This is a genomic window from Staphylococcus sp. GDY8P85P, from assembly GCF_017892405.1.
Classification (GTDB): Bacteria; Bacillota; Bacilli; order Staphylococcales; family Staphylococcaceae; genus Staphylococcus; species Staphylococcus borealis.
Genome location: NZ_JAESLA010000032.1, coordinates 1 through 15,766, shown reverse-complemented (window position 1 = coordinate 15,766; position 15,766 = coordinate 1). Strand labels below are relative to the sequence as shown.

Below are 15,766 nucleotides of genomic sequence, written 5' to 3'. Positions count from 1 at the left end.
CCATTACTTTATTACTTATCTTGGTCTTCACGGATAACGATATAACGGATGATATCGTCACTGATTTTAGCTAAACGTTGGAATTCGTCTGTAGCTTTGTTGTTATCAGTTTTAATGCGTACGATGTTATAGAAACCTTCTTTGAAATCTTCAATTTCATAAGCAAGACGGCGTTTACCCCAGTCTTTTTCTTCTAAAACTTCTGATCCTTCTGAAGCTAAGATACCGTTGAAGCGTTCAACAAGTGCTTTTTTAGCATCTTCTTCAATGTTTGGACGTACGACATACATAATTTCATATGTTCTCATTTTATACTTGCACCTCCTTGTGGTCTATGCGGCCTATCGAATACTAACGATAAGCAAGGAATAATTTTCATTACTCACAATCAAGAATTATAGCACAGAGTATTACTTTTTACAATATATTTTATGCATCCTCCGTCTCACTGATTTGTATTGCCTATAACTTAATTTTCTTATATATGAATCGCGTCTTATATAAAGTTGCGAATTAGAACTTTTTATACTAATATCACAACTGCATTTTACATAGTATTATTTCTAAAAAATATAATATCTAAAGGAGAGCTCAAATGTTTAAAAAGGCAACATCATCTATTGCATGTTTAACTATTATGGCGACTTCTGTAGGTGCGTTAAATGCAAACGCTTCTGAGCATTCTGGAGGTAGCCAAAAAGGGACAATGGGGTATGGATATCAACAATATCTTGAAAATAACCCCGACCAACAAGATGCTTCAACAAGTAATCGTTCAACCTTTTCATCAAAATCCAAAGCAGTGACCACACAAAATGGTGAACGTGTATTAGATATTTCAGAGTGGCAAGGCAACTTAACTGACGCCCAAGTCAAACAATTAAAACAAGATTATGATTTTATTATTATTCGAGGTCAATATGGCTCCGAATATGTCGATAAATGTTTAGAGAACAATTCAACTTTACTAGATAACAATAATATGAAATTTGGTGTGTACTCATACAGCATGTATGAAAATGCCGATGACGCTCGAAATGAAGCACAAACGCTTTATAATCGTGCACCTAAAGCATCATTCTATGTTAATGATTTTGAGCAAGATTCCATCACTTCTGGTGATGCTGACACTGCCACAAAAGCTTGGGCAGATGAAATGCGACAACTTGCTGGAAATAAAAAAATATTATTTTATTCTTATGAGAACTTTATGATTAACAATGTTCCTAACGCAGTGAGTGCTTATGATGGTTATTGGTTAGCAGCATATCAAACACAAGAACCTAATAGAGAGAAAGTATTATGGCAATACACTGATCATTACTATGCACCAGAGTTAAACCAAAATGTTGATGCGAATTACTTAGATGCCAATGTTACGGCTGATTGGTTTATTGATTAAAAATACATACATAACACTTTATTTTCACGAACACTTGTTCTATAATGAAGTCGAGGTGTAAAATATGCAATTAGATTTAGATTGGAATAAAGATTTTCAAGAATTTCAAGAAGTCTTAAATTGCGGTATCAATCCAGAATGGTTATATTGTGCGAAAGCCAATATGATTCTCGAACCTGCTTATACTGGAGAAGGTAAACAGTTTTTTAGCACCAAAGACATTATTGAAGCAAGTAAAGTTATACCGTTCTTTTAAGATATAAATGAAACAAATGATATAAAAAAAACAATGTAAGTCTCTTGTCACTTAAGCTAAGCGAAACTTACATTGCTTTTTATTTTACTCACATAATCCGTTGAGAAATGATTAAACGTTAAATCTGAAGTGCACGATATCGCCATCTTGCATAATGTATTCTTTACCTTCTAAACGTTGTTTACCCGCTTCTTTAGCACCTTGTTCGCCACCATGTTCTACATAGTCATCATAACTAGTCACTTCAGCACGAATAAATCCACGTTCAAAGTCAGTATGAATAATACCTGCACATTGTGGTGCTGTCATACCTTGTCTAAATGTCCAAGCTCGTACTTCTTGTACACCTGCAGTAAAGTATGTTGATAAGCCTAATAAATCATATGTTGTTCTGATAAGTACATCTAATCCTGGTTCTTCAATGCCTAAATCTTCAAGGAACATCGCTCTATCTTCGTCGTCTAATGTAGCAATTTCTTCTTCGATTTTAGCACTGATAACAATAACTTCTGAATCTTCTTTCGCTGCATATTCTCTAATTGCTTTTACTTTATCATTATCTTCGTCACCAATTTCATCTTCACCGACATTGGCAATATATAACATTTTTTTAGATGTTAGTAGTTGCGCTTGGTTAACGTATTTTTGATCTTCATCATTGAAGTCTATACTACGTACAGGGTCGCCGTTTTCAAGTGCTTCTTTAATTCTAGAGAGAATTCTCATTTCCATTTCAGCAGTTTTATCTTTTTGACGTGCCATTTTTTCAATTCTAGGCAAACGTTTTTCGACAGATTCTAAATCTGCTAATACTAACTCCATATTGATGACTTCAATATCATCTAATGGGTTAACGCGACCTGATACGTGTGTAACGTTTTCATCATCAAACGCACGTACAACTTGGCATATCGCATCTACTTCACGGATGTGTGAAAGGAATTTGTTTCCTAAACCTTCACCTTTAGAGGCACCTTTTACAATCCCTGCAATATCTGTAAATTCAAATGTCGTTGGAATTGTTTTTTTAGGTTCAACCATTTCTGTTAATTTATTTAAACGTGTATCTGGCACTTCTACGATACCTACGTTTGGATCAATTGTTGCGAACGGATAGTTAGCGGCTAATGCTCCCGCTTTTGTTATTGCGTTAAATAAGGTAGATTTACCTACGTTTGGTAAGCCTACAATCCCTGCTGTTAAAGCCATTAATCATTCTCCTAACCTTCAGTATCTTGATTTGATACTAATATTTTCTTTATTTTTTTATTGAACGTTTGACGTGGAATCATAATACTTCGTTGGCAATTCTCACATTTGATACGAATATCAGCACCCATACGAATGATTTTAAATCGATTAGTTCCACATGCATGTTGCTTTTTCATCTCTACTATATCATTTATTCCATAATTTGACGTCATGAAATTACCCCTCAATAATAATTAAGATTTGCCTTGTTGATTATTATTTTTAATGTAAATTGGTTGTGGTAATTTAATACCTTCTTGGACAAACACTCTTTGAATTTCTTTACGTAATATTCTTGAGCCAGATGCACCTTCACCAGGAATTGTTTCAGCAGATATTCTAAACGTTACTTTCGTTTCATCTAACGAATCAATACCTTCCACGACTGGATCAGTAATAAATAAGTAATATTTACTACGCATTGCTGTAAATAATTTATTTAGACGTTTTTCAACTTTATCTAAATTTTCTTCCACAGATACTGGAATTTCTACTATAGAGAATCCATTGGTAATAGAGAAATTCGTAATTTCGCCCATACTACCATTTGGTAATATGGTTAATTCACCTGTAATAGTATTAATACGTGTTGATCTTAAGCCGATAGATTTCACAGTTCCTTCTGCTACAGTTGTACCACCGCTATTGATTTTAACATAGTCACCAACGTCGAATTGATTTTCAAATATGATAAAGAAGCCTGTAATAATATCTTTAACGATGGTTTGCGCACCGAAACCAACAGCTAAACCAACGACCCCAGCACTCGCGATGATACCTTCAACACTAATTCCAAATTTACTTAAGATGGTAGTAATCACAATAAACCATACGATGTAACTCACTACGTTTTGAACTAGTGAAATTAATGTTCGAGAACGCTTCTTATTTCCTTTGCTACTACGGTTTTGTATTTTAAATGCTTGTTCAATTGCTTTATTTAATATTGCTATAACAATCAACGCAACAATAATATATATGAGAATTAATGCTATTTTGATAGCTAAATTCTCATATGTTTCTATCTTTGTTAATGGTTCAAATAATGAAGACAACACATTTTTGACCTGATTCATATAATAGCAACCTCCCTATTTAACTATTTTATAATTTAATTATTATACGTATTTATCGCACAGTATGTATCCGTCTTAAGCTTTACTTTCAATATTATTTTCTCTCTAAAGCTTAAAATGTAACATAACTTTGCTCACTAACTCAAAGATCCCATTCTAACAGTACATTTGGATATATACCATTAATCTTCATTAAGTTTTTGAATGAGTTGTTGAAACGCTTCTTTTGATTTAAATTCAAATGTTATTTTACCTGTATTTTTACGCGTTGAAATTTCTACTTTAGTGCCAAATTTTTCTTTTAATAGACGTTCTTGTTTTTGAATGAATTTGGGTTTCATTGGCGTTGGTTCTTTACTTTCTTTAGACTGCCGGCCGTCTTGCAGTTCATTTACAACTTGTTCAAGATACCTAACGCTCCACTTTTCACGTATTGCTTGTTGACTTATCTTCTTCATCTTACTAACATCTTTAATTCCTAGTAATGTCCGTCCATGCGCACCGGATAACGCACCTTCTTTGACTTGCTTTGAAACATCTTGTGGCAAATTCAACAATCTCAACATATTAGCGATGTAAGGTCGTGATTTACCTAATCGCTCAGCTACTTTTTGTTGCGTTAAGCCTAAATCTTTCATCAAACGTTGATAGCTCTCCGCTTCTTCAATAGCATTAAGATCTTCTCGTTGTAAATTTTCGATAATCGCTAATTCCATCATGTCCGAATCAGATAATTCTTTGATAATTGCTGGTATTTCAGTTAACCCTGCTAATTGAGATGCTCTAAATCGCCTTTCGCCAACCACTATATAGTAACCTTGTACAGTTTGGCGTAATACAATGGGTTGTAAAATACCGTGTGTCTGTATGGACGTTGCTAAATCACTTAACTTTTCATCATCAAAGGTTTTGCGAGGTTGGTATGGATTGGCTTTAATTTGAGAAATATCAACGTTTTGAATTTGTTCATTTTGACTTAAGGCCAATCGTTCATCTTGTTTATGATCCACTATCTTTCACCCCTTTCAATCAACATTTACTAAACATTTAATACTTTATCTTTGCACTAGGCTTAATGCGATTACATCAAACTCACTTACCTTCTCATTATAACTATTATGGCACGCATTTGATTAGCACTTATCTATTTTAAAAAATATAGAATAGGTTTAACAAGTAGATAAGGTCGATGAAATAAAAAATAATTTTTTTGTTTACGCCTATCATGATGTTATCAATGCTTTAAGCGTTTTCTGATTTGACTTTATAATCTTAATTTTCAGAAAAGTTATTGACAAATATGACTTAGGTCTGTAAGCTATGAATTAACTTAAAAAAACACAAATTACACACTGTAATAAGGAAAGTAGAACTTACACTGCTAATACAGAGAGTCTCCATAGCTGAGAAGAGACATTGAAAGAAAGTTTGAAAATGGCCTTTGAGTGTTGATGCCAATACGAGGTGTCAACGGGTTCGCCCGTTATAGCGATACAGTATTAACATTTATTGTTTAATGGCGTACTGGAATTCTAGACGTCGCTATTCATCGTTAATACTCATTTACTTGTAATCAAGTTAAATGAGTTTTTTAATGAGCACTTTCATTTATCCGAAGTTTCAGATAACGAATGGATTAGCGTCTACCATCTCAGTACACGTTATTCACATAATGACGTACTGTTTGAGGTTACTTTAGCAATAAAGTAATAAACAAAGGTGGTACCGCGAAACAAGCTTTCGTCCTTTACATCCGATACATATCGGGTTTAAAGGACGGAAGCTTTTTTTATTGGATTATAAATGAATGGAGGATTTGACATGAAAGATACACAATTAGCACAAATATCATTAACTAAAGATATTACTGGCGCAATAGCCAATCCGATTTATTTGTCTACCGCATATCAACATCCTCACCTTGGTCAGTCAACAGGCTATGACTATACAAGAACTAAGAACCCAACACGTTCTGCATTTGAGGAATCCTTCGCGAAATTAGAAGGTGGTATTGCTTCGTTTGCTACGTCAAGTGGCATGGCTGCAGTACAGCTCATTTGTAACTTGTTTCAACCAGGTGATGAGATATTAGTCGCCTTCGACTTATACGGTGGTACATTCAGATTATTTTATTTTTACGAGAAACAATACGGTATCAAATTTAAGTATGTCGACTTTTTAAATTATCAGGAAGTAGTTGACAGTATTACACCAAATACGAAAGCACTTTTCATAGAGCCCATTTCGAATCCACAAATGATTGAAATTGATGTTGAACCGTATTATATCTTGAGTCAAAAGCACCATCTGTTGACAATTATCGATAATACATTTTTAACACCGTATCTATCTACTCCTTTAGAGGAGGGTGCAGACATCGTGCTTCATTCAGCAACCAAATACATTGGCGGTCACAACGATGTGCTCGCAGGTGTTGTAACAGTGAAAGATGAAGCGTTAGCCGAACAACTTGGACAATTGCATAATATGATTGGTGCAACATTGTCCCCTATTGATAGTTATTTATTACAGCGTGGTTTAAAAACACTACATTTACGTATTGAACGGTCAGAAGCAAATGCTAAGAAATTAGCTGAACGATGTAAAGTTTCAAATGCTATAGATGAAGTTCTATACAGTGGAAAAACGGGCATGTTAAGTTTACGCCTAAACAAAGACTTTAGCGTTGCTAAATTTTTGGAAAATTTAGAAATTTGTATTTTTGCAGAAAGTTTAGGTGGAACCGAAACATTTATCACTTTCCCATACACACAAACACATGTCGATATGCCTGATGAAGAAAAAGATAAACGTGGCATAGATGAACATCTTATACGCTTATCCATAGGTATTGAGGATTATAACGATATTGAGTCAGATATTTTACGCGCACTGGAGAATTCTAAAGTAGGAGTGATTTCATGACCTTATCAAAAGAAACTGAAGTTATTTTTGATGAACATAGAGGTGTTGATTACGATTCAGCTAACCCACCGCTTTATGACTCTTCAACATTTCACCAACAGGTACTCGGTGGCAATGCAAAATTCGATTATGCCAGAAGTGGTAATCCCAACCGTCAACTTCTTGAGGAGAAATTAGCAAAGCTTGAAGGTGGCAACTACGCATTTGCATATGCGTCAGGTATTGCTGCAATATCAGCGGTGCTATTAACACTAAAAGCAAATGATCATGTGATTCTTCCTGACGATGTATACGGCGGTACATTCAGACTTACCGAACAAATTCTCAATCGCTTTAATATTCAATTTACGACAGTTAATGCCACACACCCTGAGGAAATTGAACGAGCGATTCAACCTAACACTAAACTCATCTACGTTGAAACACCATCGAATCCGTGTTTCAAAATTACAGATATACGCGCCGTCGCATCGATTGCGAAACGTCATCAGTTACTTTTAGCAGTGGACAATACATTTATGACTCCATTGGGTCAATCCCCGCTTGCACTTGGTGCTGATATTGTTGTTCACTCAGCTACGAAATTTTTAGGTGGACACAGTGATATTATCGCTGGTGCTGCCATCACAAATCGCAAAGACGTCGCAGATGCATTATATCTTTTACAGAATGGGACTGGTACTGCATTATCAGCACATGATAGTTGGACGTTAGCCAAACATTTAAAAACATTACCCGTTCGCTTTAAACAATCAACAGCTAATGCAGCGCAACTTGTCACATTTTTAAATGAAAGAGAAGAAATTGCCGAAGTATATTATCCAGGGAACAGTTCATTACACTTGTCACAAGCAAATAGCGGTGGTGCCGTCATCGGTTTCCGATTAAAAGATGAAACGAAGGCACAAGATTTTGTGGATGCCCTAACGTTACCTCTCGTTTCCGTAAGTCTCGGAGGTGTTGAGACCATTTTATCTCATCCTGCCACGATGTCACATGCTGCTGTTCCTGAAGATGTTCGAAATGAACGTGGCATTACCTTTGGCTTATTCCGATTAAGCGTAGGTCTAGAACAACCTCAAGAATTAATTGCTGACCTTAACTACGCATTAAAGGAGGCTTTCAATGAGTCGATTATTGAATCAATTACAGAACAACGTTTTAGTAGCTGATGGTGCAATGGGAACAATCCTCTATTCAGAGGGACTCGATACATGTCCAGAAGCATATAACTTAACACATCCGGAGAAAGTAGAGTCAATACATCGTTCTTATATAGAGGCCGGTGCTGATATCATCCAGACGAATACGTACGGTGCGAACTTTGAAAAGCTTAAACGCTTTGGCTTAGAACATAAAGTGAAGGATATTCATAAAGCAGCTGTAGCTATTGCAAAACGTGCGGCACAACCGGACACTTTCATACTTGGTACGGTAGGTGGTTTTAGAAGTTTACAACAAGAGGAGTTGCCTTTGTCCACCATTCAGTATCACGCTGAAAATCAAATCGATACACTCGTTGAAGAAGGTGTTGATGGGTTATTATTCGAAACTTACTACGACTTAGAAGAACTGACAAATATTGTTACAACAACACGTCGTAAGTACGATATTCCAATCATTGCTCAACTCACCGCTTCAAATACGAATTACTTAGTCGATGGAACCGAAATTAATCAAGCGTTACAACAATTAGTTGCTTGTGGTGCCAATGTTGTAGGACTTAATTGTCATCACGGTCCACATCACATGCAACGTTCATTTTCACATATTGCGTTACCAGAGAACGCATACCTATCATGTTATCCAAACGCGAGCTTACTGGATATCGAGAATAGTGAATTTAAATATAGTGATAACGCACAATATTTCGGTGATGTTGCGCAAGAACTCATTAATGAAGGTGTACGGTTGATTGGTGGTTGTTGTGGCACAACACCACAACATATTGCTTATATCAAATCATCCGTCAAAGATTTGAAGCCTGTTACCAATAAAAAAGTAATTCCAATTAATCGCCAAACGAATCGAGCAGTGACGCGTACGTATAAACATAACTTAACGACAAAGGTTAAAAATGGACCGACAGTCATTGTCGAACTCGATACGCCGAAGCATTTAGATACAGATCTTTTCTTTGAAAATATCGGCAAACTCGATGAGGCCAAAGTTGATGCAGTAACGCTAGCTGATAATTCACTAGCTACCGTGCGTGTTAGCAATATTGCAGCGGCAAGTATTATACGCCAACGTTACGATATTGAGCCACTCGTACACATTACATGTCGAGATCGTAATTTAATCGGCTTGCAATCACATCTACTTGGCTTATCACTTATCGGCGTTAACGAAATTTTAGCAATTACAGGCGACCCGTCAAAGGTAGGTCATCTACCCGGTGCCACAAATGTCTATGATGTCAATTCAAAAGGATTAACCGAATTAGCATTAAGATTCAATCAAGGTATTAACACGGATGGTGATGCGCTGAAGAAACATACAAACTTCAACATCGCTGGTGCATTTGACCCTAATGTACGTAAACTCGACGGTGCGGTCAAACGCCTTGAGAAAAAAGTAGCTGCAGGCATGAATTACTTCATTACGCAACCTGTATACAGTAAAGCAAAAATCAAAGAAGTATACGAGGCGACGAAACATCTGAATGTCCCTCTATTTATAGGTATCATGCCTATCGCAAGCTATAATAACGCACTTTTCCTACATAACGAAGTGCCTGGCATTAAAATGTCTGAAGACGTATTAAGCCAATTTAAAGCAGTAAAAGATGATAAAGAAAAAACTAAAGCATTAAGTTTGAGACTTTCTAAAGAATTGATTGATACAGTACATGAGTACTTCAATGGTTTATACATCATCACACCGTTCCAACGTATCGATTATTCATTAGAACTCGCAGCGTATTCTAAAGCAATTACCCAAAACAAGGAGGCAATATCATGACAACAATTACAACTTCAAATTTAGGATTCCCAAGATTAGGTAGAAAAAGAGAGTGGAAAAAAGCCATCGAAAGCTATTGGGCTAAAAAAATTGATAAAGCAGAATTAGATCGAACGTTAAGTGATCTTCACAGAGAAAATTTATTATTACAAAAGCATTATAATTTAGACAGTGTACCTGTCGGTGACTTCTCACTATATGACCACATTCTCGATACATCATTACTATTCAACATCATTCCTGAACGTTTCCAAGGTCGCGAAGTCAATGATGATTTATTATTTGATATTGCACGTGGTAACAAAGAACATGTAGCGAGCGCTTTAATTAAATGGTTCAATACGAATTACCATTATATCGTGCCAGAATGGGATAACGTTGAACCTAAAGTGAATCACAATGTATTATTAAATCGCTTTAATTATGCAAAATCACTTAACGTCAATGCGCATCCTGTCATCGTAGGACCAATTACGTTTGTGAAATTGTCTAAAGGTGGTCATCAATCTTTCGAGGAGAAAGTTCAAACACTTTTACCATTATATAAAGAAGTGCTTCAAGCACTCGTTGATGCTGGCGCAGACTATATCCAAGTGGATGAACCAGTATTAGTAACAGATGAGAGCGCAGCCTATGAAGCGATTACAAAAGAAGCCTATAACTACTTTGCTGCAGCAGGCTTAGCTGACAAATTAGTCATTCAAACTTACTTTGAGCGTGCCAATGTTAAATTCTTAAGTTCATTACCAGTAGGTGGCTTAGGATTAGACTTTGTACATGATCACGGTTATAACTTAAAACAAATTCAAGCAGGTGACTTCGACGCATCTAAAACATTATATGCTGGTATTATTGATGGCCGTAACGTGTGGGCGGCAGATATCGAAGCTAAGAAACAATTAATCGAATCATTACAAGCCTATGCGAAACATATCGTTATCCAACCGTCATCATCTTTATTACATGTACCAGTATCATTAGATGATGAAACATTAGATGAATCTATTGAAGACGGCTTAAGTTTCGCTACTGAAAAGTTAGACGAATTAGACGCACTACGTCGCCTATTTAATCATAACGACAGTGCGAAATATGATGAATTCAAAACACGTTATGAACGTTTCCAAAGTCAATCATTCAAAAATCTTGAATATGATTTTGATAGCGTACCAACAAGCCGTAAGTCACCTTTCCCTGAGCGTAAAAAAGCACAAGACGCACGTTTACACTTACCTGACTTACCAACAACAACGATTGGTTCATTCCCACAAACTCAAGAAGTACGTAAATATCGTGCTGATTGGAAAAATAAACGTATCTCAGATGAAGCTTACAACGATTTCCTAGAAAGTGAAATTGCACGTTGGATTAAAATTCAAGAAGATATCGGTCTAGATGTACTCGTTCATGGTGAGTTCGAACGTAATGACATGGTTGAATTCTTCGGTGAAAAACTACAAGGCTTCTTAGTCACTAAGTTCGGATGGGTCCAATCGTACGGTTCACGTGCCGTTAAACCACCAGTGATTTACGGAGATGTCAAATGGACTGAGCCATTAACAGTCAAAGAAACGGTATATGCACAAAGTTTAACTGACAAACCAGTGAAAGGTATGCTAACTGGTCCAGTAACGATCTTAAACTGGTCATTCGAACGTGTCGATGTGCCACGTAAAGTCGTTCAAGATCAAATTGCTCTAGCGATTGATGAAGAGGTATTAGCGTTAGAAGAAGCGGGTATTAAAGTCATCCAAGTAGACGAACCAGCTTTACGTGAAGGTTTACCATTACGTTCTGAATACCATGAACAATATCTTGCAGATGCAGTCAATTCATTCAAATTAGCAACTTCATCAGTCCAAGATGAAACACAAATTCATACGCATATGTGTTATTCTCAATTTGGTCAAATCATTCATGCTATCCATGAATTAGATGCTGATGTTATTTCGATTGAAACATCACGTAGTCATGGTGATTTAATCAAAGACTTTGAAGATATCAACTATGATTTAGGTATTGGGTTAGGTGTATATGACATCCATAGTCCACGTATCCCTACTGAAGATGAAATTGCTACAGCAATCGATCGTTCTCTACAACAAATTGACCGTTCATTATTCTGGGTTAACCCTGACTGTGGCTTAAAAACACGTAAAGAAGAAGAAGTTAAAGATGCTCTAACTGTACTTGTAAATACCGTTCGCAAAAAACGTGAATCAAATAACCAAAACAAACCCGCGTAGGGGAGCTGTACAGAAATCACTTGTGATTTCGTCGTACAGCCCCGGCACAGATGACTAGAACTGAAGCAAGCTTTTCTAAAGCGATGCGGCAGTTCAGTCAGCCACTGTCAAAACTAACATAGAATAACTATTACTATTGGAGGTATGAAACATGCCAAACTATCCATTATGGAACCAATTAAATCAACTGAAAGAAGCAACTTGGGTGGATTTAACACATACCTTTGACCCAGAAATACCTCGCTTTAGTGAATTTGAAAAAGGTGAAGTTTCGACACTCTTTACCGTTAAAGAACATGGGTTTTACGTGCAACATTGGAATATTGTCACACAATATGGCACACACATTGATGCCCCTATTCACTTTGTTGAGAATAAACGTTACTTAGAAGATTTAGACTTAAAAGAATTAGTATTGCCCCTTATTGTCTTAGACTTTTCAAAAGAAGCTGTAGAAAATGCTGACTTCATCGTCACACGTGACCATTTAGAGGCATGGGAAGCGAAACATGGGCGTATTGAAGACGGTACGTTTGTCGCTTTACGTACAGATTGGTCAAAACGTTGGCCAGATATTGAACAATTTGAAAATAAAGATGCTGAAGGTAATCAACATTTACCAGGTTGGGGTTTAGATGCCTTGAAGTTCTTAATCGAAAAACGTGGTGTGAAATCAATCGGACATGAAACATTCGACACAGATGCGTCAGTGGATACTGCTAAAAATGGAGATATCGTTGGAGAACGTTATATTCTTGGACAAGACACATTCCAACTTGAATTGTTAACGAATTTAGACCAATTACCAACGCGTGGTGCGGTCATTTACGCAATTAGTCCAAAACCCAAAGATGCACCTGGATTCCCAGTACGTGCATTTGCGATTAAACCTTAATTAATGACACTTTTTAGGCTTGATATTGAGCGATCAAAGCCAAAACTTTCCTAATATTATAAAAATCCTGTCACATCAACCGTTACGCGTAAGTACCAGTATGTGGCAGGATTATTTTATTGATACGTTTTTATGATATTGATAATGTCTTCGTGAATATCTGGATGCGCAATAATTGAACCCTTAACGTGATTTAAATCGATAGCGTTCCCTTGAATATCAGTGACAATTAAACCTAACTCTTTCGCATATAATAATTGCGCACTCATGTCCCAAAGGTTTGCGCCCATATCGATACTTGCTCCGAAATCCCCTGTAATCGTACGCAATGCACCAATGCCACCAGCACCAATAAATCGAAAGCCGTGTGATTTTGAAATCAATGCCTTTAATAACTCGGAACGTACACGTTTCGGATCAATAGAAACCAACGCATCTTTAAGGTGATGATACGTTTCTACATGTAGTGGCACGCCATTAATCGTCACACCTTGACCTTGAACCGCTTTATATAACTTCTGTTGATAAAATTCATATGTATAAGCTAATAAAGGCTCACCGTCATAAAATAAACTTACTATTAAACAATAATCTTTATGTTGTTTCACAAGATTCGTTGTACCATCAATTGGATCTATCGCCCAAGCATAGCCACGGTACATATCAACTTCATGATTGCTTTTTTCTTCACCCATAATCTGATGTTCTGGATAATTTTCTTCGATAAACTTAGTGAAATCAGCTTGAACTTCTTTATCGATATTCGTCACTAAATCTAGATCATGCTTTTTTGTTTCAACCGCCACATCTTGCAGCATCATATCTACCTTACGTGCAATATGTGCTATCCATGCTTCAATACGATGATCAATATCTTGAATTGCGCACATTTTTTATCACCTCTTACTTTCTTATCTAACAACTCATTTTTTAGGTTTAACATTATCCTTTTTATAAATATACCTAAGATTCGTTAACCTATTAAGTTCTTATATGAAGTTTATATATTTTTTCTAATAAAATCTCTATTAAATACGCTGCCATTTAGTCAATTTCTTTAATAACACTATCGTATCACTAGATTGACAATCGCGTTTAACGGGTAGACGCTTAATAGTCAATTCTTTAAAAATGTGGGAGGAAACGCAAATGAGTAATAAAACAGTCTATGATGTGATTGATACAGGTGTAAACTACTTACTATCGGTTTATGATAATTGGAACGTTGAACAAGTATTAGACAAAGGCAATGATGTATTCCCGAATACGCTACATTGGCAATTCGGCCATGTGTTAACTGTCTTCGATTCAGCTTTATCAATGGGTGGCCAGAACACTGTAGATATCGCCAAATATACGAAATTATTTGGTTATGGTTCTAGTCCTGCTAACTGGGAGGGGCAAGACGTTCCATCAATTGAATCAATTAAAGAGGACTTACAAACGATTCCAGATCGCGTACGTCAACTAACTGACGAGCAACTCTCTCAAGCATTAGACCAACCGATTGCTGGTTGCAAAACGGTGAACGAATTACTAGTATTAAATGCCATTCATGTCCCATTACATGCGGGTAAAATTGAAGAAATGGCCCGCGTTCTGAAACAAGATAACTAATTTAAACGCCATATTATATAAATTGAAGGGGTACGTATGAACATTATTGCGAACAGTATTTTTGTAGAGAATCAAGAAGAAGCCTTACAATTTTATACAAATATTCTAGGCTTTGAAAAGAAAATTGACGAACCTGTAGGCGGAGGTTTTAGATGGCTCACTTTAGTGTCCCCTAATCAACCAGAAGGTGCCCAATTGGTCTTAGAACCCAATGGTAATCCTATTGCAGGTGACTATCAACAGCGTCTATTTGAAGCCAACATACCTATTACTATGTTTGGCGTGGACAATGTACAACAAATGTATGACACATTATCGCAAAAAGGGGTTCATTTTACCGTTGAACCGACGACAATGGGTAGCGCTAAAATGGCCATTTTTGATGATACATGTGGTAATTTAATTCAAATTGTAGAACAATAAAGAATTATAAACGCTTCACAGTTTTTATTGGCTCTTCGTCAAATCGGACTGATGAGTCCTAATATTGAGATTAAGCAACCTTAGGTTGTTTAATCTCTTTTTTTGTTTTTGAGGCAAGTAGTTGCGAAGTTATAATAATTCGATTACGCAAATTATCATAATTTCTATAACCAAAAGATACCCTTTTAATGAGTTTGATTTTATTGTTAATTCCTTCTAACGGACCGTTGGTCAGGTTAGAATATGTCATAGTATTTTCAATGAAAGCAGTTAATCGTCTTAAAGTTCTAATGACTGTGCGTAATTTAGAACACACATCTGAAAGATGAATAGAAAAAAGTTTATGATTAAATTTCTCTATTTGGTTCTCTTTTAATAACCGTCTTAGCTCATGAACGTAGTGATATGTATTAAATAATTCTACACCTAATAAGTAATTTATAATGCCTTTTTCGGTTTTCCTCTCTTTAAATAAATGGACTTTACGATAATTAAATGCATCTAGCGTTTCAAAAGGTTTAAGAAATAATTTCCAATAACATTTATACTTGTTATAAAGCGGTCTGTTAAAGGATTTATAACAATTCATTACATGAACTCTAGACATATTTAATGCTCGATTTAAAGATTGTACAATGTGAAAACGATCAATAATAATCTGTGCATTAGGAAATAATTGCTTGATTAACGATATATGGTTCATACATATCA

The 15,766-nt window shown here is 36.0% G+C and carries 15 protein-coding genes and 1 pseudogene; 9 read left to right on the top strand and 7 right to left on the bottom strand.

Annotated elements, in window-relative coordinates; translation table 11 throughout:
- Positions 1 to 11: 11 nt before the first annotated feature.
- Positions 12 to 308 (bottom strand): 30S ribosomal protein S6, encoded by a 297-nt coding sequence (gene rpsF / locus KA828_RS07710; RefSeq protein ID WP_053030273.1) that lies wholly within the window; start codon positions 306 to 308, stop codon positions 12 to 14.
- 287 nt (positions 309 to 595) lie between these two features.
- Here rpsF and KA828_RS07705 point away from each other — a divergent pair, with 287 nt between their 5' ends.
- Positions 596 to 1,402 (top strand): glycoside hydrolase family 25 protein, encoded by an 807-nt coding sequence (locus KA828_RS07705; protein WP_210125967.1) that lies wholly within the window; start codon positions 596 to 598, stop codon positions 1,400 to 1,402.
- Between the two features lie 64 nt (positions 1,403 to 1,466).
- Positions 1,467 to 1,658: a hypothetical protein gene (locus KA828_RS07700; RefSeq protein ID WP_011276869.1), complete on the top strand. Its 192-nt coding sequence runs from the start codon at positions 1,467 to 1,469 to the stop codon at positions 1,656 to 1,658.
- A gap of 111 nt (positions 1,659 to 1,769) precedes the next feature.
- Here KA828_RS07700 and ychF read toward each other — a convergent pair whose 3' ends face one another.
- The 4 genes from ychF to KA828_RS07680 form a co-directional block, all read right to left on the bottom strand.
- Positions 1,770 to 2,867 (bottom strand): redox-regulated ATPase YchF, encoded by a 1,098-nt coding sequence (gene ychF / locus KA828_RS07695; protein WP_053030275.1) that lies wholly within the window; start codon positions 2,865 to 2,867, stop codon positions 1,770 to 1,772.
- Between the two features lie 11 nt (positions 2,868 to 2,878).
- Positions 2,879 to 3,082, bottom strand: coding sequence for a DUF951 domain-containing protein (locus KA828_RS07690; RefSeq protein ID WP_053030276.1), 204 nt, complete (start codon positions 3,080 to 3,082; stop codon positions 2,879 to 2,881).
- Between the two features lie 21 nt (positions 3,083 to 3,103).
- Positions 3,104 to 3,985 (bottom strand): mechanosensitive ion channel family protein, encoded by an 882-nt coding sequence (locus KA828_RS07685; protein WP_053030277.1) that lies wholly within the window; start codon positions 3,983 to 3,985, stop codon positions 3,104 to 3,106.
- Positions 3,986 to 4,167: 182 nt separating this feature from the next.
- Positions 4,168 to 4,995 carry a ParB/RepB/Spo0J family partition protein gene (locus KA828_RS07680; RefSeq protein WP_107629449.1) on the bottom strand — a complete coding sequence of 276 codons (828 nt, stop codon included), beginning with the start codon at positions 4,993 to 4,995 and terminating at the stop codon, positions 4,168 to 4,170.
- Between the two features lie 811 nt (positions 4,996 to 5,806).
- Here KA828_RS07680 and KA828_RS07675 point away from each other — a divergent pair.
- The 5 genes from KA828_RS07675 to KA828_RS07655 all read left to right on the top strand — a co-directional run bounded on the left by KA828_RS07675 (position 5,807) and on the right by KA828_RS07655 (position 13,015).
- A complete protein-coding gene (locus KA828_RS07675; protein ID WP_210125966.1) occupies positions 5,807 to 6,910 on the top strand; it encodes a PLP-dependent transferase in 1,104 nt (367 codons plus the stop codon).
- Positions 6,907 to 8,082, top strand: coding sequence for a cystathionine beta-lyase MetC (gene metC / locus KA828_RS07670; protein WP_075108897.1), 1,176 nt, complete (start codon positions 6,907 to 6,909; stop codon positions 8,080 to 8,082). The genes KA828_RS07675 and metC overlap by 4 nt, the downstream gene beginning before the upstream one ends.
- Positions 8,036 to 9,874 carry a bifunctional homocysteine S-methyltransferase/methylenetetrahydrofolate reductase gene (locus tag KA828_RS07665; RefSeq protein WP_053030281.1) on the top strand — a complete coding sequence of 613 codons (1,839 nt, stop codon included), beginning with the start codon at positions 8,036 to 8,038 and terminating at the stop codon, positions 9,872 to 9,874. The genes metC and KA828_RS07665 overlap by 47 nt, the downstream gene beginning before the upstream one ends.
- A complete protein-coding gene (gene metE, locus KA828_RS07660) occupies positions 9,871 to 12,120 on the top strand; it encodes a 5-methyltetrahydropteroyltriglutamate--homocysteine S-methyltransferase (protein WP_210125965.1) in 2,250 nt (749 codons plus the stop codon). The genes KA828_RS07665 and metE overlap by 4 nt, the downstream gene beginning before the upstream one ends.
- A gap of 151 nt (positions 12,121 to 12,271) precedes the next feature.
- The gene (locus KA828_RS07655) at positions 12,272 to 13,015 is read left to right on the top strand and encodes a cyclase family protein (protein WP_210125964.1); all 744 of its coding nucleotides are present in this window, start codon (positions 12,272 to 12,274) and stop codon (positions 13,013 to 13,015) included.
- A 116-nt stretch (positions 13,016 to 13,131) separates the two neighbouring features.
- Here KA828_RS07655 and KA828_RS07650 read toward each other — a convergent pair whose 3' ends face one another.
- Positions 13,132 to 13,905, bottom strand: coding sequence for an inositol monophosphatase family protein (locus KA828_RS07650; protein ID WP_210125963.1), 774 nt, complete (start codon positions 13,903 to 13,905; stop codon positions 13,132 to 13,134).
- A gap of 259 nt (positions 13,906 to 14,164) precedes the next feature.
- Here KA828_RS07650 and KA828_RS07645 point away from each other — a divergent pair, with 259 nt between their 5' ends.
- Positions 14,165 to 14,632, top strand: a complete 468-nt coding sequence (locus tag KA828_RS07645; protein WP_210125962.1) for a bacillithiol transferase BstA — start codon at positions 14,165 to 14,167, stop codon at positions 14,630 to 14,632.
- Positions 14,633 to 14,668: 36 nt separating this feature from the next.
- A complete protein-coding gene (locus KA828_RS07640; RefSeq protein ID WP_210125961.1) occupies positions 14,669 to 15,055 on the top strand; it encodes a VOC family protein in 387 nt (128 codons plus the stop codon).
- Positions 15,056 to 15,125: 70 nt separating this feature from the next.
- On the opposite strand, the pseudogene KA828_RS07635 reads toward KA828_RS07640, so the two are convergent.
- A pseudogene (locus KA828_RS07635) lies at positions 15,126 to 15,766 on the bottom strand (transposase); the annotation flags it as partial.